We start from the raw sequence: 24,082 nt of genomic DNA, 5'->3' as shown, positions 1-24,082 counted from the left end.
AGCAGCAGATGAAAGCATGCAGATTATTCGTCGTAGGGGCTGGTTTGATGGCGGTGATGAACTGGGCCAGCGCCCAGACCGACCCGCAGGGAGGACAGCCAGCTGCCGATGCCAAGGCTTCGGTCAGCGATTTCGATTACCAGCTCAAGTACCAGCGAGCCTTCGAGGCGGTGCTATGGGGGATTCCGGCAACGGCCATCTACAGCTTTCGGCGGGCCGGCGAGCACGATCTTGCTCTGAAGGACAATGACATCATTGCCTACTCCTCAACCGCCACGCCGAAGCTGGAAGCGATTACGGCCAACAGCACCACGCCTTACATTTCTGCATTTACCGACTTGCGCAAAGGTCCGGTTGTCCTGGAAGTACCCGTCGCAGGAGAGCAAGGCAGCGTCTACGGCCAGGTGGTCGATGCCTGGCAACTGACGATTGCCGACGTCGGCCCCTCGGGGGTGGACAAGGGCAAGGGCGGCAAGTTGCTGTTCACGCCCCCCGGTTATGACGGCAAAATTCCGCAAGGGTATATCCACATCCCTTCGCCCAACTACCGCATTGCCCTGGCATTCCGCTCTGTGCCCGCACCGGGCAAGAGCGTGGCGGACGCGTACGCGTATGCCCAGAAGCTGCGCATGTATTACTTGGCCGATGCGGCCAATCCGCCGAAGCAACGTTTTGTCGACCCGATCAACGACCGCTATCCGACATTGCCGCTGTACGACGAGCGCTACTTCGAAGACCTGCATGCCATTGTCAGCGTCGAGCCGGTCAAGCCGCAGGACAAAGTGATGATGGGCATGCTGTCGTCACTGGGCATCGAGCACGGCAAACCCTTCGCACCGGACGAGACCAGCAAGCGGGCGATGCGCCAGGCGGCCGTCGATGCGTGGTATTACCTGCAGCACTGGTTCGACAACTTCCCGAAAGACAGGCTCTACTGGACCGACCGGCACTACGCCTCGTTGCTGATGACCGACGCCAACAAGACCTTCACCTTCGTCGATGACAACCGCGTCGACCTCATCAACCGAGCCGCCGAGTACTTCTGGTGCACCTACATGCCCAAGGCACTGAGTGCCACACCGGCGACCCAGTACATGATGGCGATGGCTGACAAGGATGGAAAGCTGCTGGAGGCCGGCAAGCTTTACAAGCTGGACATTCCCGCGAAGATGCCAGTGAAGCAGTTCTGGGCACTGACCGTGTACGATCGCGCCACCATGGCGTTCATCTACAGCGAATCGAACCGGACAACGCTGTCGTCCTTTGACCTGGAGAAAATGCACAAGAACGCCGATGGCGGTGTCACCCTCTACGTCGGGCCGAAGGCGCCTGCAGGCATGGAGTCGAACTGGATTCCCACATCCGGCAAGCGTCCATTACCCGCCATTCGTTTCTATGGGCCCACTCAGGAGATGAACGACAAGACGTTCAAATTGCCTGATTTCGAAGTGGTGGAATAAGCCTATGGAAACTTCTCAGACTGATGGGTGCAGCGCCATTTTTTGGCAGCGCTGCCGTTGTCACTCTTCCGCCGTTTTTTGATTCTTGAAGCAGGGAAGGGGGTGGCAAGCGCCCCCTATCAGGAACGCTGGTAAAGGCAAAGTGCGCACGCTGTTCGGCATTTCTCGCGATATGTCTTAAGATAGCCGGTTGCCGAAAGAACCGTCATGGCCATTGCCATGAAGGGCTTTCATTCTTTGCAAATAAGTGTGGTGAAGATGAACAAGCCTTTCATTTCGCTGTGCCCTGAAATTACTCGGGCACACGCGCTGACGTTGATGGACTGGTTGGAGGATGAGCGCGTCACCTGTTATCTGAGCGATTCACGTCATGTCTCCCGTTCCATCGAGCAAGCCATCGATCGAACGCAATTGCCGATCCTGACCCATCTATTCAACCGCGGCGGCCGATTCTTCATGGCCTACGACCGGCACGACGCCCCAGTGGGCTTTGTCCGTCTCGTCAAGACCGGTTCAAACTGCGAGATCGTCCTGGTCATCGGCGACAGCAAAAAATGGGGCCGCAACCTTGGCGCTCGCACCATCCGCGAAGGCATGAAACTGGCCTTCCTCGACATGCGGGCCGAGAAGCTCATCGCCAAGATCCACCCAGACAACGGGCGCTCGCTGAAAGCTTTCCTGCGCAGCGGCTTTCTGCTTGAGAGCGAAACGCCGACATTGAAATCATTCTCCATGACGATGGGGCGCTATCTGCAGCTGCTACGCGAAGGTGCCGTTGGCGACGCCACGGGGATCTACATCACTGAAATCGACAAGGCCAGGCTCGAGAGCCTGATCGTGCTCGAACAAGGCCCGGCCGTTATTGAACTCGAACATGAGCTTGAGCGAGCCATTGTCGTCAAACCGCAGCAGGTGGCGCGCAATGTCGTCACGATGAACTCCAGGGCCTTGCTGCAGTTGGACGACGAACAGATCGAGGTGGCTTTGGTTTACCCAGAAGACGCGGACAGCAGCGCCGGGAAGCATTCTGTGTGCTCCGACATCGGTGCCGCCATCCTGGGCTATCAGGAGGGGGACGCCATCGATTGGCGAATTTCTGATCGGACCCGGAGGATTGAGATCAGGAAAGTGCTTTATCAGCCGGAGGCTGCGGGCGATTTTCATCTGTGATTGAGCCTTGAATTTAGTGTTCGTCCATCAGGCGCGAAGATTCCCCAAAGGGCGGGGCGTCGTTTGTCGTGCCTGATGCGGACTATCTGTCACAGGCCGTGCCGTTCGCCGTGTATAACCGGGTTGAAGCGGATGGTTGACTGGCCGAAGAGCGTGACCTGCTCAAACGCAGACTGAAGGCGCTTCGCATTGGCCGGTGTTCGTTTCTTGGTGGCCAAGTCTGATCAATTCGGAGAGCAGCAGATAGTGGGGTAGGGAGTAGGAGGTATCGGCTATTAGATGATAGTCTGGGCTTGCTCGCTCCACCAGTCCGAGCGAACGGGCTGCGTCGATGTGGCTGTAGCCTGGTCGAGCACCAAGCTGGCTGCTTCGCGCTTGAACTCGGGGGTAAAGGTACGGCGTTGCTTGGTCATCAGGCACTTCTCTGTGGCGAGCATTCTCGCCTAAATGGGTGTCCGGAATCATTAGACCACTACACCAGAGTGCCTGGTGGAGGAGAAGAAGCAGTTGCTCGATGATTTGGTGGCCCAGCGCGGGAGGATTATGTGGGCCCGCGATCCTCATGTGGCGATGATGCGCGTCCGTCAGTCACTTTATCAGGCTACGATGAGCACGCCTCATTGCTGCAGCTTAAAGCTGAACCATCGCGGTCCTGTCGAAATCGATGGCAGGACCGCGAATCAGGATTCTGATCAGGCCACCTGCGTACGCGAACGCCACAGATCGCGCTCCACCAGACCGTGCCAAAAGCCCTGCGCGCCCGACTCAATGGCTGCACTACCCAGCAGGTGCGCCCATTGTGCATCGCTGCCGAACTCCTCGCGCCAGGACCAGAGTCGCCGAGTGACCTGGTGCAGGCTGTGCTCATGAGTGAAACCGATCGAGCCGTGCACCTGATGTGCCACGGAGCAGCCGAGGGTCGCTGCTTCACCGGCGCAGACCTTGGCCGCTGCGATGTCGAATAGTATGCGTTGGGGCTGTGCCAGACGTCCCTCGAGGTAGTCGCTGGTGCTGCCCAGCGCGATGAGCGTGGTCATCCGTGCCAGGCTGATCGCCCCGGCCATTTGCGCCAGCAACTGCTGCAGTGCCTGTTGGCGGCCAATTGGCTTGCCGAACTGTACGCGCTCGTTGGCGTAGCTCACTGCCTTGTCCAGCGCCGACTCCAGAGCGCCGACTGACATACAGGCACGCAGCAGTGCGCCTAGCAGCCAGACCGGTTCGCTAACCCCGGGTAGCTTGAGCTCGGCGGTGGCAACCACCGGCGTGCGCTTAAAGCACAGGGTGTCACGCTGTTCATTGGCGAAGTTGCAGGCAGCGCTGCGCGTCAGGCTGTCATGCTGCAGGTCGACCAGGGCGATGCGTCCGGTATCGGCAATCACTGCCCACCGGCAGGCGCGCGACCAGGGTACTTGCTCGGCACGTCCTTCAACGACATGGGCATCCGTGGTGAGCCGTACGTCACCCAGACGGCCGGCCTGAATCAGGCTGATCGGTCCGTCCGGAATGTCCAGGCCGGCACGTGCCAACAGTGCCGTGGCCAGCAACGTTTCGCCAAGTGGAAGTGGCGCTTGCCAGTAGCCGATGGCGCGCAGAACGGCACCGACATCCTGCAGGCTGGCTCCGCTTCCCCCGGTGTGTTCCGGCACCAGTGCATGGGGCAGGCCGCTATCGCTCACGCGCTGCCACAGGTCGTCGATACGGCCATGAGTGTCAAAGTCCGCCAGCACCGACGGCGTGATCGCGCGGCTGAACAAGCGCTCGACGCTGTCACCGATCATCGTTTGCAGTTCGGAACAGGCGCCGCTATCGGCACTTTGGGATTCGAGGCTGTTCATCGTAGTCCTAGTCCTCGGGCAATGATGCCACGCAGAATTTCTCGGGTGCCGCCGCGCAAAGAAAAGGACGGCGCGGTCTGGGTGATGTAATGCAGGGTCTGGTCCAAGGGCGAGCCCGACGTGCGCAGGCCGCCGAACAGTTCATGCGCCAGATCGGGCATGGATTGCTCCAGAACAGATCCCTGGTCCTTGACCAGGGTCGCGGCGATCGCGGGGCTCTCGCCCCGGGCGAGCATGCCTGCTATGCCTAGGGACATTTGCCGCAAGGCCGCGTAGCGCGCCGCGACACGGCCAAGACTGACGGTCTGACGGGCATCGTGCGGGTCAGCTACTTCAAGCATTTCCAGGTACAACTGGGTACTGCTCAGATAACGCTCCGGGCCGCTGCGCTCCAGTGCCAGTTCCGCACCCACTTGCTTCCAGCCGTCACCGAGCTGGCCGATCACATCGTGGTCGGGGACGAAAACGTCTTCGAGAAATACTTCGTTGTAATCGTGCTCACCGAGCATGTTGAGAATCGGCCGAATGGTAATCCCCGGGGCGCTCAGGTCGACGAGAAACTGTGATAGACCGGCATGACGATTGGTTTCATCGCGGGGGCAGGTGCGCAGCAGCGTCACCATATGCTGGGCGCGCTGGGCACCTGTGGTCCAGATCTTCTGGCCGTTGACCCGCCAGCCACCGGCTACCTTGTCGGCGCGGGTACGCACCGCGGCAAGGTCGGAACCAACGTCGGGTTCGCTCATTCCGATAGCAATATAGGTTTCGCCGCGAGCGATGCCGGGACAGATGCGCGGTGCCAGGTTATCGGGCGAGAAGCGGATCAGCAGCGGCCCGCTCTGGCGCTCAGCAATCCAGTGGGCATTGACCGGGGCGCCGGCGGCCAGTAGCTCTTCGAGAACGACGTAGCGCTCGAGCGCACTGCGTTCATGGCCGCCATAGCGACGCGGCCAGGTCATGCCCAGCCAGTCGCGTGCGCCGAGCTTGCGGCTGAAGCTTTCGTCGACGCCGTTCCAGTTTCTGGCGCGTTCAGCGGCGGGTAAGTCTCGCAGCGTTTCGCTGAGGAAAGCGCGAACCTCGGCCCGCAGTGTTTCGCTGCGGGGATCCAGGGTACAAGGGCGTATATCAAGGGCCTGCATAGGAATCTGCTCGCAAGGTGAAGGGTGTTTTTAACTTGCTTGTCAGTCAGCAAGTAAATACGCTAGCAGCAGCTTAGTCATCCAGGCAAGCCCATTTCTATTTAAGGAGTTCCTCATGTCAGCCGTTGTGCCCTTCAATCCCGGTCATGGACTTGAGCTTGCCCTGCAAGGGCATGTGGCAGTACTGGAGTTCAGCCGCCCGCCGTTAAATTTCTTCGACCAGGCCCTGATCGAGGACCTGGTCGCGGCTCTCGAATACCTCGATCAGTTGCCGGAGTGCCGGGTTGTGGTGTTGCAGGCAGCGGGCAAGACGTTCTGCGCCGGGGCCGACTTCAACGGCACCGCGCATACCCGCGAGCCGAGTTTTCCCCGACAGTTGTACAAGTACGCGGTGCGCCTGTTCCGCACGCGCAAGCCGCTGATTGTTGTGGTCGAAGGTGCCGCGGTTGGCGGCGGCCTGGGCCTGGCACTGGTGGGCGACTACCGGGTAACCAGCGAGAAAGCGCGCTTCTGCGCGAACTTCAATCGCCTGGGCATCCACCAGGGGTTTGGTATTTCCGTGACCCTGCCGCGCGTCGTGGGGATCCAGATGGCGTCGTTGTTGATCGCTACCGGGCGGCGAATTGACGGTCGCGAAGCGGTGCGCATCGGTCTTGCCGATGTGCTGGCGGACGTTGGCGGTGAGCGTGAGGCGGCGCTGGCGCTGGCGCGGGAAATTGCCCAGTGCTCACCGCTGGCGGTAATGTCCAGTCGTGAGACACTACGCGCGGGCCTGGCCGATGCGGTGGACGCCGTGATCGATCGCGAGGCCAGCGAGCAGGAGTGGCAAATCGTCACCGCCGACTTCGCTGAAGGCAACCGCGCGATGGCTGAGCGGCGCTTGCCTGTATTCACCGGCCAGTAACGAGGAATGTCCATGACCGATGCCACTTCACCTAGCAGTCACGCTAGCCGCAGAACCCAGACGGAGCGCCGCGCCGATGCCGAGCGCCGCCTGCTGGAGGCCGCACGGCAGATTGTTGCGCGCAAGGGCTGGGTCGGTATGACCCTGGCCGAAGTCGGTGAGGAGGCCGGTTATAGCCGCGGCCTGGCGGCTCATCATTTCGGCAGCAAGGCAGGCCTGTTACGTGCCCTGGCGGCCTACGTCAATCGCAACTTCATGGACCTGGTGGAGATCGAGTTACCGTGCCGGCAACCTGGGCTGGATGCTTTGCTTGGCTTCGTTGGTGTCTATCTGGGTCGCGACGCAGGCGATTGGACTAATACCCGCGCGCTGCTGGCGCTGATGGCCGAAGCAGTAACTGAGGATGCTGAGACTCGTGAAATTCTTGCTGACTATAACCGCTCGGTGCACGACTACCTGGCATCGCACATCCGCACGGGCATTGCCAGCGACGACATTCGCCGCAATGTCGATGCCTCGGCCGGGGCCACGCTGATCCTCGCAACCTTGCGTGGCGTGATGTTGCAACACCTGCTCGACCCGGTGAGCATCGAACTGGTCGCTGTGCACCGGCAGATGCTCGATTTCGTCAACGCGGCGCTGGCAGTGGTGCCGCGTTGATCCCGTTCAATCCAGCAGACCCCGCTGCCTGGCGATCGCCAGCGCTTCGGTCCGGCCTTGGGCGCCGAGCTTGGCGTTGACCCGGCGCAGGTGAGACTTGACCGTAAGTTCGGAAAGAAACAGCTTTTCGGCGATTTCCCGGTTGCGGTAACCCTTGGCCAGCAAGCGTACAACCTGCAGCTCACGTGTGGTCAGCCCGGCCTGGGGGAGGGCTGCCTCGGCGTTGCTAGCGGGCGTTGTTAACGACAGGCGGGCTTGGAGCGCGGGTAGGAAATCTGGTGCGATCGAAAGCGTCTGTTCCTGCCCATATAGGGTTACCGTCCAACGCTCCAACAATGCCCCAAGCGCCGGCCCCTCGTCGAGAAAACTGCGCTTAAAGCCGACCTGGCTGGCAAAGCGCAATGCCATGCTGAGTTCATCGAGCGCCTCCCGATGTTCGCCGATGGCATTCTGGGCCATGGCCAGCAACAACTGCAGCTTCAGTGCGCGACGCAGACGCTGTTCGCGACGTGCTTGTGTCAGGGCTTCGCGCACCTCGGTTACCGCTTGGGGCTGGCCCAGTGCAATGGCCAGGCGCTGGCGGGCGATGAAGGGCGTATCCACTTCGTTGGCGTAGAAGCACACGCTGGAGTCCGCCCAATCAGCCACCTGTTCAGCCGAACGCAAGGCGTGCCGGGCGGTGTCGAAGTGCCCGGCATGGGTAGCCTGGCGGGCACGTTCCAGCCAGGCAGAGCAGACCATGCGCAATGAGCCGCTCTGGTGCCCGAACTGTTCCAGTTGTGTCAGGTAGCGCATCCAGGTGTCATGTTCGCCGTCCAGCGCGGCCATGCGTGCCAACAGCACATGGGCGCTGATCAAGGCGTCCGGGGAACTCAACTCTTTGATCTGCGGCAGCACCTGCTCCAGGCGTTGCCTAGCTTCGCTCAACTGGTCGTTTTCATAGAGGAGCAAGGCAAGGCACGTCTGCATCGACGTGGTCGCATGCTCGTTCAGGCGCAGGTTCTCCTGCTCGGTGACACGCAGGCGCGAAAGAGCGCTGTCCAGTTGCCCTTGATGCAGGTCCAGCAACGATTCCAGACTGTCGGCTCCGTTGCGCAGGTAACCCGGCTGGCGCGGCAATTTGGCCAGCAGCGCGCGGGCCTGGTCGAAGCGGCCAGTGCAGATCATGCAATACGAAAGGTAGTAGGCGACCTGCGCATAGGCAGGGTCGTCCGTTTTTGCGCTCAGGCTATCCAGCTGGGCCAGGCCCGCAACATAGGCGTCTTCCATGCGGTCACTCAGCGCCAGCCATTGCACCTTGGCGATGCTGGCGCGTGCGGCCAGCCCCGGATGCGCGATCAGGCGCTCGGCGTCTGCAAGGCGGCGGGCATGGAGGAGCGACCAGATGTACACCATGCCCAGTTCGGGCTGTGCGTTGAAGATGCTTTCCGGGAGGCGTTGCAGGTACGACAGCAGCATCCGCGCATGACCGCCAAGCATCCAGGTACCGGCATGGGCGGCCAGCAGGCTCACTGCCTGTGCGGTCTCATCGGCGGCGAACAAGTGCTCCATCGCGGGTTCGTAGCGGCCCTGTTGCTGGTACCAGCGCGCGGCTCGCGAGTGCCCCTGCTGGGTCTGCGCCGGCTGCGTCAGGCTACGAAGGAAGCTGGCAAACAGCGGGTGATAGCGGTACCAGTGCTGGCAATGGTCCATGGGTAGCACAAAGAGGTTGTCCCTCAGCAGGCGCTCTATCTGCGCCTGGCTGTCGTCGCGCCCGGTGACGGCGTCACACAACGGCGCGCAGAACGCGTCGAGCATGCAGGTGTCCAGAAGGAAGTCACGGATTTCGGGGTCCTGGCGCATCAGTAAGTCCTCGCTCAGGTACTCGGCCACCTCGAGGTGGCTGCCGCTGAAGGCGTCGATAAAAGCACTGGCATCCTCTTGCCAGCGCAAAGACAGGGTCGCCAGGTACAGTGCGGTGATCCAGCCTTCGGTACGCGCGAGCAGCCGGGCAACGTCGTCATCGCTCAGGTGCAGCGCGCAGCATAAGCGGATGTAGCGTTTGGCTTCTTCAAGGCTGAAGCGCAAGGCGCCTTGGCTTATCTCCTGTACCTGCCCGCGTGCCCGTAGGCGACCGAGATTGAGCTCAGGTACACGACGCGAGCCAATGACCAGGGTGCCATGGGCAGGCAAGGTGTCCAGCAGGTGCTGGATGAACGCCAGCAGCGCCGGATTGTCGAGCACTTCGAACTCGTCGAGGATCAGGGTAAAGGCTTTTTCGCGTTGGCTGATGCAAGCCAGCAGTTCGCTTGCCGTCAGCGGTGTGTGAAGCAGGCCCCACACGTGCGCCAGCTGGCTGCCGAAGACCTGGAGAAAATGCCCGAGGTCGTTGTCGGCGACATCGACGTTGCACCAGAGGACATCACGCCCTTCGTTCAGGCACTGTTGGTGGTACTGCAGCAGGAAGGTCGTTTTGCCAAACCCGGCTGGCGCGCAGACCACCAGCAACCGAGGCCGGACATGGCCCAGATGAGCGAGCAAGGCGTCACGAGGGAGATGGATTGCACTGGCCGCCGGTTCACTGAATTTGAATGGCGAGCTGGGCACCGACGGGCCATCGCTGAGCAGCGCCGCGGGATCGACAATGAAGTCGAGAAGAGGGGGGACGCTCCTGGCACGGGTCACGAGGTTCTCCAGTGAAGGATCAAGGGCAGCATTATTGCCGAGCGTCTGCGCCGAGAACAGTGTGGGCCGTCCGCCGCAAGTGTGTACGGGCGGTCGACATATATCCCTGCGGCGCGTGCGAGCGGGGTGGGCCGCGGCCTACCCAGAGATTACGCCTACCCATGGTTCGTTTGAACCAGGTGCAAAACCCTCCTGTTGTCCTCCCTTTGGCTGTCGCCGCTCCCTTGCAGGCGTTCCTAGTATCGACGGACACCTGTGCGGCGGCGCTTTAGCTACCGCCCGCGCTCACACCACTGAGGCCAGCCCCTGGGCCTAGCGCCTTGACCGAGGAGCCCTGAGATGACCATGAACGAATCTCTGCACGACGACGCCTTACGCGCGATTCTGCAGCAACAGCGCCAAGCCAGCCTGAACAGCGACCCCTGGAGTGCAGAGCAGCGTATAGCTCTGATTGATCGTGCCATCGGACTTCTGGTTGATCACCAGGCGGCGATCATCGATGCCTTGACCGAGGATTTCGGTCACCGCAGTCAGGATTTGTCCCGAATCTACGATGTTCTCAGCCCGTTGGCATCGCTTAAATATGCCAAAGCCAACCTTGCCCAGTGGATGGAGCCGGAAGCACGTGCGAGCAATCGCGGCGACGCCTGGGTCCAGTATCAGCCCCTGGGCGTGGTGGGTATCGTCACTGCATGGAACTTCCCGGGGGTGATGATTTTCGGCGGCCTGGCCGACGCCCTGGCGGCTGGCAACCGGGTGATGATCAAAGTGTCTGAGTTCAACCCGAAGACTTCGGCGCTGTTTGTGCGCCTGGTGGCCGAGGCTTATCCAGACGGTGAAGTGGTGGTGATCTCCGGTGGGGCCGACGTCGGCCAGGCGTTCTGTAGTCTGCCGTTCGACCATCTGCTGTTTACCGGTGCGAGCAACATTGGCCGTCAGGTGATGCGCGCCGCTGCCGAGAATCTGGTGCCAGTGACCCTGGAGCTGGGTGGCAAGTCACCGACCCTGGTATCGCGCTCTGCCGATTTGAAAACGGTGGTTACCAAAATAATCACCGCAAAACTGCAGAACGCCGGGCAGATCTGCCTGGCCCCGGACTACGTTCTGGTGCCGCAGGAACGCGTCGCCGACTTCGTAACCTGCGCCCGCACGATAGTGGCCCAGCTGTTCCCAACACTGTTGGACAACCCTGACTACACCTCGGTGATCAATGCCCGCCACTACCAGCGCCTGTGCGGCTATCTGGACGAGGCGCGAGCCGCAGGTGTGGAACTGGTGGCGTTGAACCCCGCCGACGAAGACTTCAATGGCCAGCCACACCACAAACTGGTACCGACCCTGCTGATCGATCCGCACGACGAACTGCAGGTCATGCAGGAGGAGATCTTCGGTCCGCTGTTGCCGATCAAACCGTACCAGACCTTCGATGAGGCGCTGGCCTATATCAATGCGCGCCCACGCCCACTGGGGTTGTACTACTTCGGCAACGATGCCGCCGAAGAAGCACAGGTCATCAACCGTACCTGTTCCGGTGGTGTGACCATCAATGATGCGCTCAAGCATGCCGGGGTCGATACCCTGCCATTCGGCGGTGTCGGCCCCAGCGGCATGGGCTGCTACCACGGCTTCGACGGTTTCAAGACCTTCAGCCATGCCAAGGCGGTACTGCGGGCCGCTGACGGCCCGGACGTCATGCGCCCTCCCTTCAGTGAGCAAACCCGTCAACTCATCTGTTCCCTGATCCAGCGCTGACCCTGCGCGAGGCAGGAAGCCTGCTTCGCCCACTCCAACTTGAGGTGAACCATGAAAGCAGCTGTGTTCCATAAACCGGGCAGCCCATTGACCATTGAACAGGTGAGCATTGGTAAGCCCGGTCCGCGCGAGGTCCTGGTGCGCACCGTCGCCGTCGGCATGTGCCATTCCGATCTGCACTTTGTCGATGGTCTGTACCCGTTTCCAGCGCCAGTGGTGCTGGGCCATGAGGCCGCCGGCGTCGTCGAAGCGGTAGGTTCCGATGTTCATACCGTCAAGCCGGGTGACCATGTTGTGACGTGCCTGTCGGCGTTCTGTGGCCACTGCGCGCATTGTGTCACTGGCCACTTGTCTCTGTGCGTGTCCCCGGAAACCAAGCGTGGGCCGGAGGAGGCGCCGCGGTTGTCCCTGGCACAGAAGCCGATGGTGCAGTTCGTCAATCTTTCAGCCTATGCCGAGCAGATGCTGGTCCATGAGAACGCGCTGGTGGCGATTAACCGCGACATGCCTTTGGACCGTGCAGCACTGTTGGGCTGTGCGGTCACCACCGGCACTGGCGCAGTGTTCAACACCGCCAAGGTGCGCCCAGGCGACACCGTGGTAATCATCGGCTGCGGCGGTATCGGGCTGTCGGCGGTCAATGGTGCAGCGCTCGCTGGTGCCAGCCGCATCATTGCCGTGGACAAGCTCGACTCGAAGCTGGAGCTGGCCCGCGTATTTGGCGCCACCGACCTGGTGAACCCGAACAACGGTGATCCGGTGCAGCAGGTGCTGGAGCTGACACGCGGCGGTGTGCATCATGCCTTCGAATGTATTGGTCTCAAGCAGACCGCCGAGCAAGCTTTCGGTATGCTCGCCCGCGGGGGTACGGCCACTATTATCGGGATGCTCAAGCCCGGCACGCGTTTGGATATCGACCCCTACGCGCTGCTGCATGAACGCCGTATCCAGGGTTCGTTCATGGGTTCCAACCGCTTCCCGGTGGATCTGCCAAACCTGGTCAATTTCTACATGCAGGGTCGTCTGAAGCTCGACCAACTGATCTCTCAGCGGATCCGCCTGGAGCAGATCAACGAAGGCTTCGATGAACTGCGTCGTGGCGAGCTGGCACGTTCGGTGATTGTCTTCGATCAGTAAGACTTTGGCGGTCGGCGTGAGCAGGCTATGGTCATGCTCGCGTCGACCGCTTTTTCGTAACGCGGATGTCGCTGTTCAGGATCCGCTCAAGGCCTCGGCCCAGGAGGCTTGGCGGAACGGACGCTAGCGTTCAATCAATCCAGCCATGTTGGCGGGCTGAGGCCAAGGCTTCGGTACGGCCACTGACCTCCAGTTTGGCGTAAATCTTCTGCAGATGAGATTTAACAGTGCATTCGGAGAGAAAAATCTTGGCTGCGATGACTTTGTTCCGGTGTCCTGCAGCCAGCAGGCGCAATACTTGCGACTCACGCTCGGTCAACAACGAGGACACGACCAGCGTCGTCGAGACAGGCAGGGTGGGACTATTGCTGACCATGTGACGCAGCAGCTCCGCGACAAAAGCGCATTGCATTCCGGATTGGCGACCACCGTTGCGTTGCTGAATGGCCCAGCTCTGCAACAAGGCATGCAGGCGTTCACCCTCTTCGCAGAAAGTACTGACGAACCCCTCCTGGCTAGCCAGGACCAGCGCCTGGCTGAGTGTTTCTAAGGCCTCCTGACGTTGTCCCAGTCCCTCAAGGGCAAGCGCCAGTAACAGGCGCAGCTTCAGCGCTCGACGTTGATGCTGCCAGTGCAAGGCTGTTTCTAGCGCTGGGCGCAGCGCGCGCACAGCAGCGAGGTGCTCACCCTGGGCAATACGCAGGCGCTGGCGGGCGATGCCAAGGGTGTCGCTGTCGGTGCTGAACTTACTGAAGCCGGGGCGATCCCAGTCGGCCAGTTGTTCGGCATTGCGCAAGGCCTGGGCGGCACCGTCGAGCTGCTGTTCGAGCGTGGCAACGCGTGCGCGCTCCAGCCAGGCAGCGCAACGCATCCGCTGGGAGTCGCATCGCTCGCCCAGGTGCTGCAGGTCGACCAGATTGCGAAGCCAGCCATGGCGATCGCCCCGGCGCAGGGCCAGACGCGCGCAGAGAACATGGCTGGAGATCTGTAGATCTGGAGAACTGACCTGCTTGGCGAATGGCAGGCAATGCAGCAACAGGCGCTCACTCTCTTCTCGTTCACCACGTTCGTAATGCACCAAAGCCAGCAACACATCCAGCGCCAATAGTGTCTCGTGGGGTTTGCCGATGCGATCGTGGCGTGGCGTGCTGCGCATGCTGCCCAGGCGTGTCATGGCGCTGCCCAAGCGGCCTTGGATCAGGTCCATGATGCCTTCGTTGACGTTGAAGGTGTAGCCCATGAAGCCCCGATGCACTTGCGCTTCACGTTGCATCGCGGTGGACATCAAACGGCTGGCTTCTTCATGTTGGCCACTCGAGAGCAGTGCTGCGGTCAGGCAGTGGGATAGGGCGACGTACAGATGCAAATTGTCGTCGGGTATGCGCGCGAGGACTCGCGGTCCGCGTTGGCACAACTCATCCACCTGGTCGAGGACCCCCAAGTGCAGGCAATAGATTGCTTCGGGCACGTAGGCATACTGGTCGGCCAGTCGCTCGGCGACACGTGCAGCGTCCTGGAAGCGGCTGGTCAGCGCTAGCAGCAGAGCATAGGCCTGGCCCATGGCCGGATAGCGGGCCAGAGTCGACGCCGGAAAGCGGTCCAGCCAGCGCAGCAGCAGGTTGGTGCGGCCGATGCCAAGCAGGGTATTCAGATATTGGTTGATGCTTTGGGCTGCCTCGTCTTCATGACCGGCCTGGAACAGATGCTCGATGGCGGGGATTGGCTGGTTTTGCTCAAGGAACCAGCGAGCAGCGACATCGTGCAAGTGAGTAATCCGCTGCGGGTCCTGACGTTGCAGTGCAACCCGCAGGAAACTGGCGAACAAGGGGTGGTAGCGGTACCAGCGCTGAGTACCGTCGACCGAGGTAAGGAACAGGTTGGCGCGTTCAAGCTGCTCGATCATAGCCTGCCCGTCGTCGCGGCCGCTCAAGGCATTGCACAACGCCGGACAGAATTGCTCCGGGATGCTCGACAGCAACAGAAAGTCGCGGCACTCGGCGGTCTGCCGAGCGAGCACGTCCTCGGCCAGGTACTCTGCCAGCTCCAGGTGGGAGCCGGAGAAGGACTCAATGAACGCAGCGTGATCATCGCGGCTGGTCAGGGACAAACTGGCCAGATAGAGGCCAGTGATCCAGCCATCGGTGCGCCGGTGAAGGGCGCGCACATTTTCGTCGCACAGTGGCAGGCTGCGTTTTTCGCAAAGAAAGCGCTGTGTCTCTTCGTAGGTGAAACGTAAGTCGTCGGGGCGGATTTCCAGCAATTGCCCTCGGCCACGCAGGCGTCCCAGGCCGATACCGGGCACAGACCGCGAAGCGATGGTTAGCAAGCAACCGTTAGGTAGCACACCGAGCATTTGTTGAATGAAGCCGAGTACTTCGGCATTGTGCAAGACCTCGAACTCGTCCAGCAGCAGTGCAAACGGTTCGCCCAGCACCATCAGTTGGTCCAGCAAGTCTTGGGGGTCACGTACTGCGCGATCGAACCCGTACAGCCCGTACAAGGCCTCGCCCAAGGTAGCAACGAAACGTTGCAGATCATTGTCGGCAGCGTTTAGGTTCATCCACAGGCTGGTCTCGCCCTGCGCCAATCGATGGCTGTGGTACTGGCGTAGCAACGTGGTCTTGCCGAAACCTGCTGCGGCACGGATCAGAATCAGGCGGGCGGTTGTGCTGCCAGTCAGTTGCTCCAGCAGTCTCGGTCGGGCCAACTGGCCGGCGCTGAGCGCAGGCGGTGCGAACTTGATGGACGTAGCGCGGGGCAGGGGGCGCGGATCGGCATTGAGACTCGGCAGGAGGGCGGGCATATTCTGTGTACCTCTTGGGGCGGCGCCTCGCCCATGGAGCGGACGCCGTCTCGTTATTCTGGGATATCCACACTTGTCAGGTGTGTTACGGCGCCGACCCCTGGCAGTGGTGCGCGGGTGCAAACTGCCAGGGGCGCTGCGAGTCAGCGCTGCGACAGCTCGGTGGGCTTCACTTTCTCCATGCGCGAGGTGTCCATCAGTACCAGGCCGAAGGCCATGCCATACATCAGGCGGCCCTGACGGTCGACTTTTACCGGTGCATACATGCCGTTGAACACAGGATCGCTACCGGAGGCGATTTCCAGAGTGGTCTTGCCGCTGTCCAGGTCCATGCCAATGTGATAACCCTGGCCTGGGTGCTGGGTGTAGAAGCCATTGATGATGGCCATGTGGCCGCCACCGCTGATCATCGGCACCACGGAGATCGAGCTGACGTCGCTGCGGGCCCACTGCTGGCTCCACGCGTCCTTGGCGCTGTCCCACTTGAGCATGGCGACACCCTGAGGCATTGGCCGGGTGACACCATTGAGCAGCGTCACGTAGTAGTTCGACTTGACCTCGGTGGGCTTGGGTTGCGCAGGGATGTTGTTAACCACGAAAGCGTAGTTTCTGTACACCGCTACCGACTGTTCGGATTGTACGGTATCGATGCCCGCGCCGACGTCCACTTCCTTCTGGTCGGCGATACGTGCCGAAAGGGTACCCGGCTTCTGCTTCCAGCCAGCCGGAATACCGTCACGCCAGAAGGCCACCAGACGCATTTTCTTGGCACCGTCGGTGATAACCACCAACTTGTCTTCGTCCGGGCCGAAGCCCATCAGGGTGGGGGTGGCACCGGTGCCATCGGCGATCTTCACCGCGTCGAAAAGAACGCCGCGATCATAGGCGGCCTTCCAGGCTCCGCTGCTTTCATCCGCGTGAATCTTGCCTTTCGCGTCTACTGCTAGGCGGTACATGTTCTGGTTCGATGCAACATAAACCGCCCCCCCCTCAAGTTCCGGACCGGTGGCGAAGGAGTTGAGGAACACTTCGTCGGTCCCTTCTACCTGGTAGCTGTCGATTAGTGCCAGGCTATTGCGGTCGAGGGTGGCGACAGTACCGCCCATGGTATTTATCACCAGAAAACCGTTCGCGGTCATCCCCATGCCAAAGGTCACGTCGGCAGGCAGGCCCAGCGCCTTCTTGATCTTCGCGTCGCTGAACAGCTCTTTGGGCAGCGTGACCTGGCTGCTGAGGTGCATGCCCGAAGTGGCGTTTTTCGAATCATCCTGATCGATGCGAAACACTTGGCGTCCGCTAGCACCGATGAAGGCGTTTTCACGGGTCAGCAGCGCGTAGATGCTACCGTTCAATACCTGATCGGTCGTGGCAGTGACCATGCGGTTGGGTTGGCCCTGCATGTAAGTCAGCAGACCTTTCTCATCGGCAGCTTCAAGATACTTGCGAGTTTGCGCCGCTTGCTCCAGTCGCTGCTCAGAAGTGATCTGCCGGTAGTTCGGCAGGGTAACCGGCAAGTCGACACGAGCGATTTCGGTAATGCGCAGATCATCTTCAATCTTTAGCTTGCGCAGTGAGAAGCCCGCCCAATACCAATAGACATCCGTACCATTCACCTTGTCATAGAACTGCATCAGGCCGGTGGACTCGTTGGGCACCACCCGGTAGGAATCGGGGGTCACTTTGAACGAACCGTGGGCGACGGCGATGTCAGTACTGTCCGATGCGCCATCATTCCAGTGCGTCTGGTTGTTGTACGACTGGGCCAGATAGGGATTGGACGGTGGCATCTGTTCCTGGGCACCGGCGAGCAAGGGCAGAGTAAGGCAAGTCGCCAGTAGGCTAAGGCGGGAGCAAGCAGCTTTCATCTTCATTGTTCTCTTGTTGTCGATGGGGTTCTCGGTGCGCCACAGGGTGGAGCACTTATGCATTGCCACCTCGACCATACAAATGACTACCCGCAGCGTCGGCCCCCCACGGTGGGGGGCACCCTTCGCCAGCGCTGTCGCCCCCCAGCAAGGGTGGCTGAGCTTGGATGTTTCGACTTGTTACCGTGAGTGTCACCTACAACGGGGTGCTGTATCGCCCACGCTTCATGAGGGATGCACATGCTCAGCGGTATCAAAGTCGTCGAAATCTGCGGTATTGGCCCCGGCCCGTTTTGCGCCATGCACCTGGCCGACCTGGGGGCGGATGTAATCGCTGTCGAGCGTGAAGCCTCGGTGTCCATCACCGGTGAAGCTAACGCCACGCTCAATCCCTTGAACCGCGGCAAGCGCTCGGTGGTGGCCGACCTCAAGACCGCTGAAGGCCGGGAAACCCTGTTGAAGCTGATCGAGGGGGCCGACGCCTTGGTCGAGGGCATGCGCCCCGGGGTGATGGAGCGCTTGGGCCTGGGGCCGCAGGAGTGCCTGGCCCGTAATCCGCGTCTGGTCTATGGGCGCATGACCGGCTGGGGGCAATCTGGCCCCATGGCCAAGGCTGCCGGCCACGACAACAACTACATTGCCTTGTCCGGGGCGCTGTACCACAGCGGCACCGCAGGCGAGGCGCCGTCGGCACCGATTACCCTGATTGGTGACATCGGCGGTGGCGCGTTGTACCTCGCCGTTGGCCTGCTGGCCGGCATCCTCAGTGCGCGTGCCACAGGGCGCGGCACGGTGGTGGATGCCGCCATCGTCGACGGCTCGGCGCACATGATGCAACTGATGAATGCCTTGCGGGGGCGTGGGCTGCTGCGAGACGAACGCGGCGCCAGCGTGCATGACGGCTCGCATTTCTATGCTACCTACCGCTGCGCCGATGACTTGTACATCGCCCTCGGTTCCATGGAACCGCAATTTTACGCGTTGCTGCTGGACAAGCTCGGGCTGACGGATGAACCGCGTTTTAGCCGGCAGTGGGACGCCAGACAATGGCCGCAACAGCGCGAATACCTGGCCGAGATTTTTGCCAGCCGCAGCCGCGCCGCCTGGTGCGAGTTGCTCGAAGGCAGCGATGTATGTTTCGCCCCGGTACTTAGCCCACGCGAAGCCGCAGACCACCCGCACATGGTTGAACGCGGGGTGTATTTCGAGCGTGACGGTCTGCTACAAACCGCTCCCGCACCACGTTTCGATAACCAAGTAAAAATCCCCGGGCCCGTTCCCAGTCGCGGCGAACACACCAGCAGCGTCATGGCCGCGCTTGCACGTGGCGACCTGGCGGCAGCCTGGGAAGCCTGAAGCTCTGTTTGCCCATCGCGCGGCGGCACCGCGCCACAGTCCGGAGTTATTCCATGAGCAACAACGTAGTGGTGGCCGGGGTCGGCATGATCCCCTTCAGCAAGCCGGGCGCCAGCCCCAGTTACATCGACATGGGGGCCGATGCCGTGCGCCTGGCCCTCAAAGACGCGAGCCTGGATTACGCCAAGGTACAGATGGCATTTGCCGGTTATGTCTACGGCGATACGACCTGCGGTCAGGCGGTGCTCTACCGTATCGGCCGCAGTGCGATCCCGGTGTTCAACGTTAACAACGCCTGCGCCAGTGGTTCCAGTGCCCTTTACCTGGCGCGCCAGGCGGTGCAAAGCGGCGCGGTGGAGTGCGCGCTGGCCGTGGGCTTCGAGCAGATGCAGCCAGGCGCCACCCGTTCCAACTTCCCCGATCGGCCATTGCCCCGGGGCGACTATCTGCCGATTCAGGACCAGTTGTGCGCCGATGCCGGTGATATCCCGCGCAACCTGATCACCTTCGGCGGTGCCGGCCGCGAACACATGCGCAAGTACGGCACCAAGATGGAAACCTTTGCCGCGATTCGCGCCAAGGCCAGTCGTCATGCGGCCAACAATCCGCTGGCGCTGTTTCGCAAGGTGGTGAGCAGCGAAGAAGTCATGAATGACACCTTGATGTGGCCCGGGGTGATGACCCGCATGATGGCCTGTCCGCCCACCTGCGGCGCCGCTGCGGCGGTGCTCTGCACTGAAGCTTTTGCCCGGCGTCATGGCTTGCGTACTGACGTTGCGATTCTCGCCCAGGCCATGACGACCGACCCAGTGGAGTCGTTCGACCCCCCGACCATGATCGGCTTCGTCGGTACCCGTATGTCTCAACGGGCCGCGCAAGCGGTGTACGAACAGGCCGATGTCGGGCCGCGCGATATCGACGTGGTGGAATTGCACGACTGCTTCGCCCACAACGAGCTGCTGACGTATGAATCCCTGGGCCTGTGCGCTGAAGGCACGGCTGAACAGTTCGTACTGGAAGGCGACAACACCTACGGCGGCCGCGTGGTCACCAACCCTTCCGGCGGCTTGCTGTGCAAGGGCCATCCCTTGGGCGCCACGGGGCTGGCCCAGTGCTATGAGCTGACGCACCAACTGCGCGGCACTGCCGATCGGCGCCAGGTGGACGATGCGCGCCTGGCCCTACAACACAACCTGGGCCTGGGGGGCGCCTGCGTGGTGACCCTGTATGGCCGCAACTGATCGTTCAACAGGAGACAACGCATGAGTCAGAAGTTGCAAGGCAAAGTCGCCATCGTCACCGGTTCCGGCCGCGGTATTGGTCGCGCCATCGCCCTCAAGTTCGCCAGCGAAGGCGCCCGTGTGGTGGTCAACGACCTTGACCCGGCACCGGCCGCCGAGGTGGTGGCCGAGATCCAGGCCCTGGGCGGTGAGGCCGTGGCCTGGTGCGGCAACGTGGTCGCACCAGGCTTCGCCGAGGGCTGCGTGAAAACCGCCCTGGAAGCCTTCCAGCGCATTGACATCATCGTCAACAACGCCGGCTTCACGTGGGACAACGTGGTGCAGAAGATGAACGATGAGCAGTGGGACGCGGTAGTCGACTGTCACCTCAAAGCGCCGTTCATGCTGTTGCGCGCTGCCTATCCGTACATCCGCGAGGCCAGTAAGGCCGAGGCCGAGGCTGGCGAAGTGGTGTATCGCAAAGTGGTCAACATCTCCTCGGTCGCCGGGACCCAGGGCGCGGCGGGTCAGGCCAACTATGCCGCCGCCAAGGCGGGCGTGGTCGGCCTGACCAAAAGCATGGCCAAAGAGTGGGGACGGTTGAATGTCAACGTCAACTGCGTGGCATTCGGCGCCATTGAAACACGCCTGACGCAGGCCACCACCGAAGAGAAAACCGTGCAGGTCGAAGGCCGCGACATCAAGGTCGGCGTTCATCCTGACCGCATCGCCGCCGCCTATCGCGACACGCCGTTGGGGCGTTTCGGTACCCCGGAAGAAGCGGCGGGCTCGGTGTTCATGTTCTGCATTCCCGAATCCAATTTCGTCAGCGGCCAGACCATCATCTGCGGCGGTGGCCGCGGTGGCTTCTGAGCCCACGCCAAAAAGGCCAGCCTGCGCCAGCGCAGGCTGACATCTCTATCCAAGGACAACAACAATGAAAAAACTTGAAGGAAAAGTCGCGCTGGTAACCGGTTCCGGCCGTGGCATCGGTCGTGAAGTCGCTCTGCAATTGTCCGCCTACGGCGCCAAGGTGGTGGTCAATGACCTTGACGCCGCACCAGCCGCAGAGGTGGTGGCTGAAATCCGCGCCAGTGGCGGCGATGCTGTCGCTTGCGTCGGTAGCGTGACCGCACCGGACTTCGCCGAACGCTTCGTCAAGACCGCCGTGGACAGCTACGGCGGTATCGACATCATCGTCAACAACGCGGGCTACACCTGGGACAACGTGATCCAGAAGATGAGCGACGAGCAGTGGCACGCCATTATTGACTGCCACCTGACCGCACCCTTCCAGATCCTACGGGCCGCACAGCCGGTCATCAGTGCCGCCGCCAAGCAGGAAGCTGCCGAAGGCCGGCAGGTCATGCGCAAGATTGTCAACATCTCCTCCGGTGCTGCGGGCGGTAACGTCGGCCAGAGCAACTACTCCTCGGCCAAGGCCGGCATCATGGGCATGACTAAGACCCTGGCCAAGGAGTGGGGACGCCTTAAAGTCAACGTCAACTGCATCGCTTTCGGCCATATCGAAACCCGTCTGACCGTACCGTTTTCCGGCACCGAGAGCGCCACGGTGAGCATCGAGGGCCGCGAAATCAAGGTCGGCATCAGCGAGGCGCTGGTGGAGCGCGCCAAGAGTGGGATCCCGTTGGGCCGCCCGGGTACCGCGCAGGAAGCCGCAGGCTCTGTGGTGCTGTTCTGCCTGCCGGAATCTGATTACTGCTCCGGTCAGGTTCTGTACTGCGCTGGCGGTCCGCGCTGACGCTGCCTTGCCGCCTGGCCCGGAAAGGCCAGGCGGTGTTTGCAGGGCGCGGCCCTATCAGGAGTTGATATGACCAACAGCACGCCACGTAGCACTGCACGTACTTTGCTGCATACCCGCTGGATCGAATGCCGGGGCTATCTTCGCGATGATGGCCTTTACGATATCGAAGGACGTCTGCAAGACCTGACCAACGCGGCTACCGACCTGCCGTTCCACCCCGTACCGCCCAGCGGCCACATTCACGACATGCACCTGGTGATGACCATCGACAGTGACCTGTTGATTCGTCATATCGAGGCGCGCATGCCCACCGGCGCCAGCCCCTTCTGCCCCGACGTGGTTCCGGCTTACCGGAACTTGACCGGGTTGCGCATCGGACCGGGCTTCATCAAGGCGGTCAAGGCGGTGGTCGGCGGAGTGTGCGGCTGTACGCATATGACCGAACTGCTTGAGCGCATGGCCAAGACCGCGATGCAGACCCTGTTTTCCACCTATCGCCGCCAGGCCAGCGAACGTGCCGCCAGAGGCGAGCAGCGCCGTCCTGCGGTACGGCCCTGGGTGATTGGTACCTGCCACGCCTACCGCGAAGAAGGCGAAGCCGTCCGGCTGCTCTGGCCCGAAGGCCTGCCCGATGCGACACCCCATTGAGCCCACTGTGATTGCGAGGAGGTCCCATGACAATTGAACTGCCCCCTGAACACCGAGAAATACGTGACGCCATTTTGCGCATCTGCGAGCGTTTCGACGCCGACTATTGGTTGGAAAAGGACCGTCTGGGTGGATTTCCCAGCGATTTCCACCAGGCCTTGGCCGAAGATGGTTGGCTGGGAATCTGTATTCCGGAAGCCTATGGTGGCTCCGGGCTGGGCATCACCGAAGCGACCGTAATGATGCAGGCCATCGCCGAATCCGGCGCCGGCATGAGTGGCGCCTCCGCGGTGCACATGAACATCTTCGGCCTCAACCCAGTGGTGGTCTTCGGTACCGAGGCGCAAAAACAGCGCATGCTGCCGCCGCTGATCGCCGGGCAGCACCGCACGTGTTTCGCGGTGACCGAGCCCAACACCGGCCTCAACACCACCCAATTGAAAACCCGTGCTGTGCGCGATGGCGATCACTACGTGCTGCACGGCGTGAAGACGTTCATTTCCACCGCCAGCGTGGCCGAGAAGATGCTGATCTTGGCGCGCACTACGCCGTTGGAGGAAGTGCGCAATAAGACCGAGGGCTTGAGCCTGTTCTACACCGACTTCGACCGGCGTTTCATCGAAGTCCACGAGATCGAAAAAATGGGGCGCAAGGCGATCGACACCAATCAGGTGTTCATCGACGGCCTGCGGGTGCCCAAGGACGATCTGATCGGTGAGGAGGGCAAGGGTTTCCGCTACATCCTCCACGGCATGAACGCCGAGCGCATTCTGGTGGCGGGTGAGGCGGTCGGCCTGGGCCGGGCCGCGTTGGCCCGTGCGACTCAGTACGCCAAGGAGCGCGAAGTGTTCAATCGGCCGATCGGCCTCAATCAGGCGATCCAGCATCCGCTGGCTGAACGCTGGATGGAACTTGAGGCTGCGAACCTGATGACGTTGCACGCTGCCGCGCGCTTCGATCGCCAGGAGGAGTGCGGTGTGGAAGCCGGCGCCGCCAAGTACCTGGCCGCCGAGGCCGGCTACAAAGCCTGCGAGACCGCGGTAATGACCCACGGTGGCTATGGCTACGCCAAGGAGTATCACGTCGAGCGCTATTTGCGCGAAGCGCTGATTCCGCGGATCGCCCCGGTCAGCCGTGAGCTGATTCTCTGCTTCATTGCCGAGAAAGTACTCGGCCTGCCCAAGTCTTACTGAGGAGCACCCAATGAATAGCCCGAGGGCACTTTCCCTTGAACTGGATATCTATTGGGACGACCTGAGCGTCGGCACCTGTTTTCGCAGCGGCAAGCGCAGCGTGACCGAGGCTGACCTGGTCAATTTCACCAATCTGACCTGGCTGACCGAGGCACTGTTTACCAATTCAGATCCACAAGACCGGGCCCAGATGGCAATTGCCGGGCGGGTGGTGCCGGGCGGGCTGGTCTACACCTACGCCGAGGGGCTGATATCGTCCTCATTTCAGGCTGCAGGTCTGGCGTTTCTTGGCGCTGAGCTGCAGATGCACGGGCCAACCCTGGTGGGCGATACGCTGCGGGTGGAATGCGAGGTAATCGAGTCCCGCTTGACGTCCAGGGGCGACAGAGGGCTGGTGCGCACCCGTAACACGGTGGTCAACCAGCGCGGCGAAACCGTGCTGGTGTACACGCCGCTGCGCATGATGCGCCGTCGCGCTGAGTGATCAGGCGCCGATCCGTGACTGAACACC

18 protein-coding genes and 1 pseudogene are annotated in these 24,082 nt (G+C 61.6%); 13 read left to right on the top strand and 6 right to left on the bottom strand.

The features are described 5' to 3' along the window. Positions 1-8: 8 nt before the first annotated feature. Positions 9-1,460: a DUF1254 domain-containing protein gene (locus ACP6KB_RS13370; protein WP_442114196.1), complete on the top strand. Its 1,452-nt coding sequence runs from the start codon at positions 9-11 to the stop codon at positions 1,458-1,460. Between the two features lie 207 nt (positions 1,461-1,667). After that, the gene (locus ACP6KB_RS13365; RefSeq protein WP_442114195.1) at positions 1,668-2,630 is read left to right on the top strand and encodes a GNAT family N-acetyltransferase; all 963 of its coding nucleotides are present in this window, start codon (positions 1,668-1,670) and stop codon (positions 2,628-2,630) included. 294 nt (positions 2,631-2,924) lie between these two features. Here the strand turns inward: ACP6KB_RS13365 and ACP6KB_RS13360 are convergent. From ACP6KB_RS13360 to ACP6KB_RS13350, 3 genes and pseudogenes are all read right to left on the bottom strand, one after another. Continuing rightward, positions 2,925-3,043 (bottom strand): annotated as a pseudogene (locus tag ACP6KB_RS13360) (transposase); the annotation flags it as partial. Positions 3,044-3,322: 279 nt separating this feature from the next. Continuing rightward, positions 3,323-4,465 carry an acyl-CoA dehydrogenase family protein gene (locus tag ACP6KB_RS13355; protein WP_442114194.1) on the bottom strand — a complete coding sequence of 381 codons (1,143 nt, stop codon included), beginning with the start codon at positions 4,463-4,465 and terminating at the stop codon, positions 3,323-3,325. Beyond that, positions 4,462-5,604, bottom strand: a complete 1,143-nt coding sequence (locus ACP6KB_RS13350; RefSeq protein ID WP_442114193.1) for an acyl-CoA dehydrogenase family protein — start codon at positions 5,602-5,604, stop codon at positions 4,462-4,464. Before ACP6KB_RS13350 ends, ACP6KB_RS13355 begins: the two co-directional genes overlap by 4 nt. 115 nt (positions 5,605-5,719) lie before the next feature. Between ACP6KB_RS13350 and ACP6KB_RS13345 the strand changes: the two genes are divergently transcribed. Together ACP6KB_RS13345 and ACP6KB_RS13340 are read left to right on the top strand one after the other, a co-directional pair. After that, on the top strand, positions 5,720-6,508 hold the full coding sequence (locus tag ACP6KB_RS13345; protein WP_442114192.1) for an enoyl-CoA hydratase/isomerase family protein: 789 nt from the start codon (positions 5,720-5,722) through the stop codon (positions 6,506-6,508). Between the two features lie 12 nt (positions 6,509-6,520). Further along, positions 6,521-7,168: a TetR/AcrR family transcriptional regulator gene (locus ACP6KB_RS13340; RefSeq protein ID WP_442114191.1), complete on the top strand. Its 648-nt coding sequence runs from the start codon at positions 6,521-6,523 to the stop codon at positions 7,166-7,168. 6 nt (positions 7,169-7,174) lie between these two features. On the opposite strand, the gene ACP6KB_RS13335 is transcribed toward ACP6KB_RS13340, so the two are convergent. Continuing rightward, on the bottom strand, positions 7,175-9,832 hold the full coding sequence (locus tag ACP6KB_RS13335) for a LuxR C-terminal-related transcriptional regulator (RefSeq protein WP_442114190.1): 2,658 nt from the start codon (positions 9,830-9,832) through the stop codon (positions 7,175-7,177). 339 nt (positions 9,833-10,171) lie between these two features. Here ACP6KB_RS13335 and ACP6KB_RS13330 point away from each other — a divergent pair, with 339 nt between their 5' ends. Then, positions 10,172-11,584, top strand: coding sequence for a coniferyl aldehyde dehydrogenase (locus tag ACP6KB_RS13330; RefSeq protein ID WP_442114189.1), 1,413 nt, complete (start codon positions 10,172-10,174; stop codon positions 11,582-11,584). 51 nt (positions 11,585-11,635) lie between these two features. Beyond that, positions 11,636-12,721 carry a Zn-dependent alcohol dehydrogenase gene (locus tag ACP6KB_RS13325; protein WP_442114188.1) on the top strand — a complete coding sequence of 362 codons (1,086 nt, stop codon included), beginning with the start codon at positions 11,636-11,638 and terminating at the stop codon, positions 12,719-12,721. Positions 12,722-12,851: 130 nt separating this feature from the next. Here the strand turns inward: ACP6KB_RS13325 and ACP6KB_RS13320 are convergent, their stop codons facing one another. Beyond that, positions 12,852-15,524, bottom strand: a complete 2,673-nt coding sequence (locus ACP6KB_RS13320; RefSeq protein WP_442114187.1) for a LuxR C-terminal-related transcriptional regulator — start codon at positions 15,522-15,524, stop codon at positions 12,852-12,854. A gap of 143 nt (positions 15,525-15,667) precedes the next feature. After that, the gene (locus ACP6KB_RS13315; protein WP_442114186.1) at positions 15,668-17,311 is read right to left on the bottom strand and encodes a hypothetical protein; all 1,644 of its coding nucleotides are present in this window, start codon (positions 17,309-17,311) and stop codon (positions 15,668-15,670) included. 318 nt (positions 17,312-17,629) lie between these two features. Here ACP6KB_RS13315 and ACP6KB_RS13310 point away from each other — a divergent pair, with 318 nt between their 5' ends. The 7 genes from ACP6KB_RS13310 (at position 17,630) to ACP6KB_RS13280 (ending at position 24,055) form a co-directional block, all read left to right on the top strand. Continuing rightward, the gene (locus ACP6KB_RS13310) at positions 17,630-18,745 is read left to right on the top strand and encodes a CaiB/BaiF CoA transferase family protein (protein ID WP_442114185.1); all 1,116 of its coding nucleotides are present in this window, start codon (positions 17,630-17,632) and stop codon (positions 18,743-18,745) included. 53 nt (positions 18,746-18,798) lie between these two features. After that, positions 18,799-19,986 carry a lipid-transfer protein gene (locus ACP6KB_RS13305; protein WP_442114184.1) on the top strand — a complete coding sequence of 396 codons (1,188 nt, stop codon included), beginning with the start codon at positions 18,799-18,801 and terminating at the stop codon, positions 19,984-19,986. 21 nt (positions 19,987-20,007) lie between these two features. Then, positions 20,008-20,838 (top strand): SDR family NAD(P)-dependent oxidoreductase, encoded by an 831-nt coding sequence (locus ACP6KB_RS13300; RefSeq protein WP_442114183.1) that lies wholly within the window; start codon positions 20,008-20,010, stop codon positions 20,836-20,838. A gap of 64 nt (positions 20,839-20,902) precedes the next feature. Next, complete coding sequence (locus ACP6KB_RS13295; RefSeq protein WP_442114182.1) at positions 20,903-21,727, top strand: SDR family NAD(P)-dependent oxidoreductase; 825 nt, start codon at positions 20,903-20,905, stop codon at positions 21,725-21,727. Between the two features lie 69 nt (positions 21,728-21,796). Beyond that, positions 21,797-22,378: a DUF2889 domain-containing protein gene (locus ACP6KB_RS13290; protein WP_442114181.1), complete on the top strand. Its 582-nt coding sequence runs from the start codon at positions 21,797-21,799 to the stop codon at positions 22,376-22,378. Between the two features lie 26 nt (positions 22,379-22,404). Then, positions 22,405-23,571 carry an acyl-CoA dehydrogenase family protein gene (locus tag ACP6KB_RS13285; protein WP_442114180.1) on the top strand — a complete coding sequence of 389 codons (1,167 nt, stop codon included), beginning with the start codon at positions 22,405-22,407 and terminating at the stop codon, positions 23,569-23,571. Between the two features lie 10 nt (positions 23,572-23,581). Then, positions 23,582-24,055, top strand: coding sequence for a MaoC family dehydratase (locus tag ACP6KB_RS13280; protein WP_442114179.1), 474 nt, complete (start codon positions 23,582-23,584; stop codon positions 24,053-24,055). Positions 24,056-24,082 lie beyond the last annotated feature (27 nt).

Origin of the sequence: Pseudomonas sp. NUPR-001, from assembly GCF_052147955.1 — a bacterium.
In the GTDB taxonomy this organism is placed as follows: domain Bacteria; phylum Pseudomonadota; class Gammaproteobacteria; order Pseudomonadales; family Pseudomonadaceae; genus Aquipseudomonas.
This window is presented reverse-complemented; position numbering and strand designations above follow the sequence as displayed.

Excerpts from the sequence above, each read along its gene's own strand:
- ACP6KB_RS13320 (WP_442114187.1), bottom strand. The coding sequence starts at position 15,524 with ATGCCCGCCCTCCTGCCGAGTCTCAATGCCGATCCGCGCCCCCTGCCC.
- ACP6KB_RS13330 (WP_442114189.1), top strand. The coding sequence starts at position 10,172 with ATGACCATGAACGAATCTCTGCACGACGACGCCTTACGCGCGATTCTG.
- ACP6KB_RS13280 (WP_442114179.1), top strand. The coding sequence starts at position 23,582 with ATGAATAGCCCGAGGGCACTTTCCCTTGAACTGGATATCTATTGGGAC.
- ACP6KB_RS13295 (WP_442114182.1), top strand. The coding sequence starts at position 20,903 with ATGAAAAAACTTGAAGGAAAAGTCGCGCTGGTAACCGGTTCCGGCCGT.
- ACP6KB_RS13345 (WP_442114192.1), top strand. The coding sequence starts at position 5,720 with ATGTCAGCCGTTGTGCCCTTCAATCCCGGTCATGGACTTGAGCTTGCC.
- ACP6KB_RS13350 (WP_442114193.1), bottom strand. The coding sequence starts at position 5,604 with ATGCAGGCCCTTGATATACGCCCTTGTACCCTGGATCCCCGCAGCGAA.
- ACP6KB_RS13290 (WP_442114181.1), top strand. The coding sequence starts at position 21,797 with ATGACCAACAGCACGCCACGTAGCACTGCACGTACTTTGCTGCATACC.
- ACP6KB_RS13305 (WP_442114184.1), top strand. The coding sequence starts at position 18,799 with ATGAGCAACAACGTAGTGGTGGCCGGGGTCGGCATGATCCCCTTCAGC.
- ACP6KB_RS13285 (WP_442114180.1), top strand. The coding sequence starts at position 22,405 with ATGACAATTGAACTGCCCCCTGAACACCGAGAAATACGTGACGCCATT.
- ACP6KB_RS13310 (WP_442114185.1), top strand. The coding sequence starts at position 17,630 with ATGCTCAGCGGTATCAAAGTCGTCGAAATCTGCGGTATTGGCCCCGGC.
- ACP6KB_RS13355 (WP_442114194.1), bottom strand. The coding sequence starts at position 4,465 with ATGAACAGCCTCGAATCCCAAAGTGCCGATAGCGGCGCCTGTTCCGAA.
- ACP6KB_RS13365 (WP_442114195.1), top strand. The coding sequence starts at position 1,668 with ATGGCCATTGCCATGAAGGGCTTTCATTCTTTGCAAATAAGTGTGGTG.
- ACP6KB_RS13370 (WP_442114196.1), top strand. The coding sequence starts at position 9 with ATGAAAGCATGCAGATTATTCGTCGTAGGGGCTGGTTTGATGGCGGTG.
- ACP6KB_RS13340 (WP_442114191.1), top strand. The coding sequence starts at position 6,521 with ATGACCGATGCCACTTCACCTAGCAGTCACGCTAGCCGCAGAACCCAG.
- ACP6KB_RS13325 (WP_442114188.1), top strand. The coding sequence starts at position 11,636 with ATGAAAGCAGCTGTGTTCCATAAACCGGGCAGCCCATTGACCATTGAA.
- ACP6KB_RS13300 (WP_442114183.1), top strand. The coding sequence starts at position 20,008 with ATGAGTCAGAAGTTGCAAGGCAAAGTCGCCATCGTCACCGGTTCCGGC.
- ACP6KB_RS13315 (WP_442114186.1), bottom strand. The coding sequence starts at position 17,311 with ATGCCACCGTCCAATCCCTATCTGGCCCAGTCGTACAACAACCAGACG.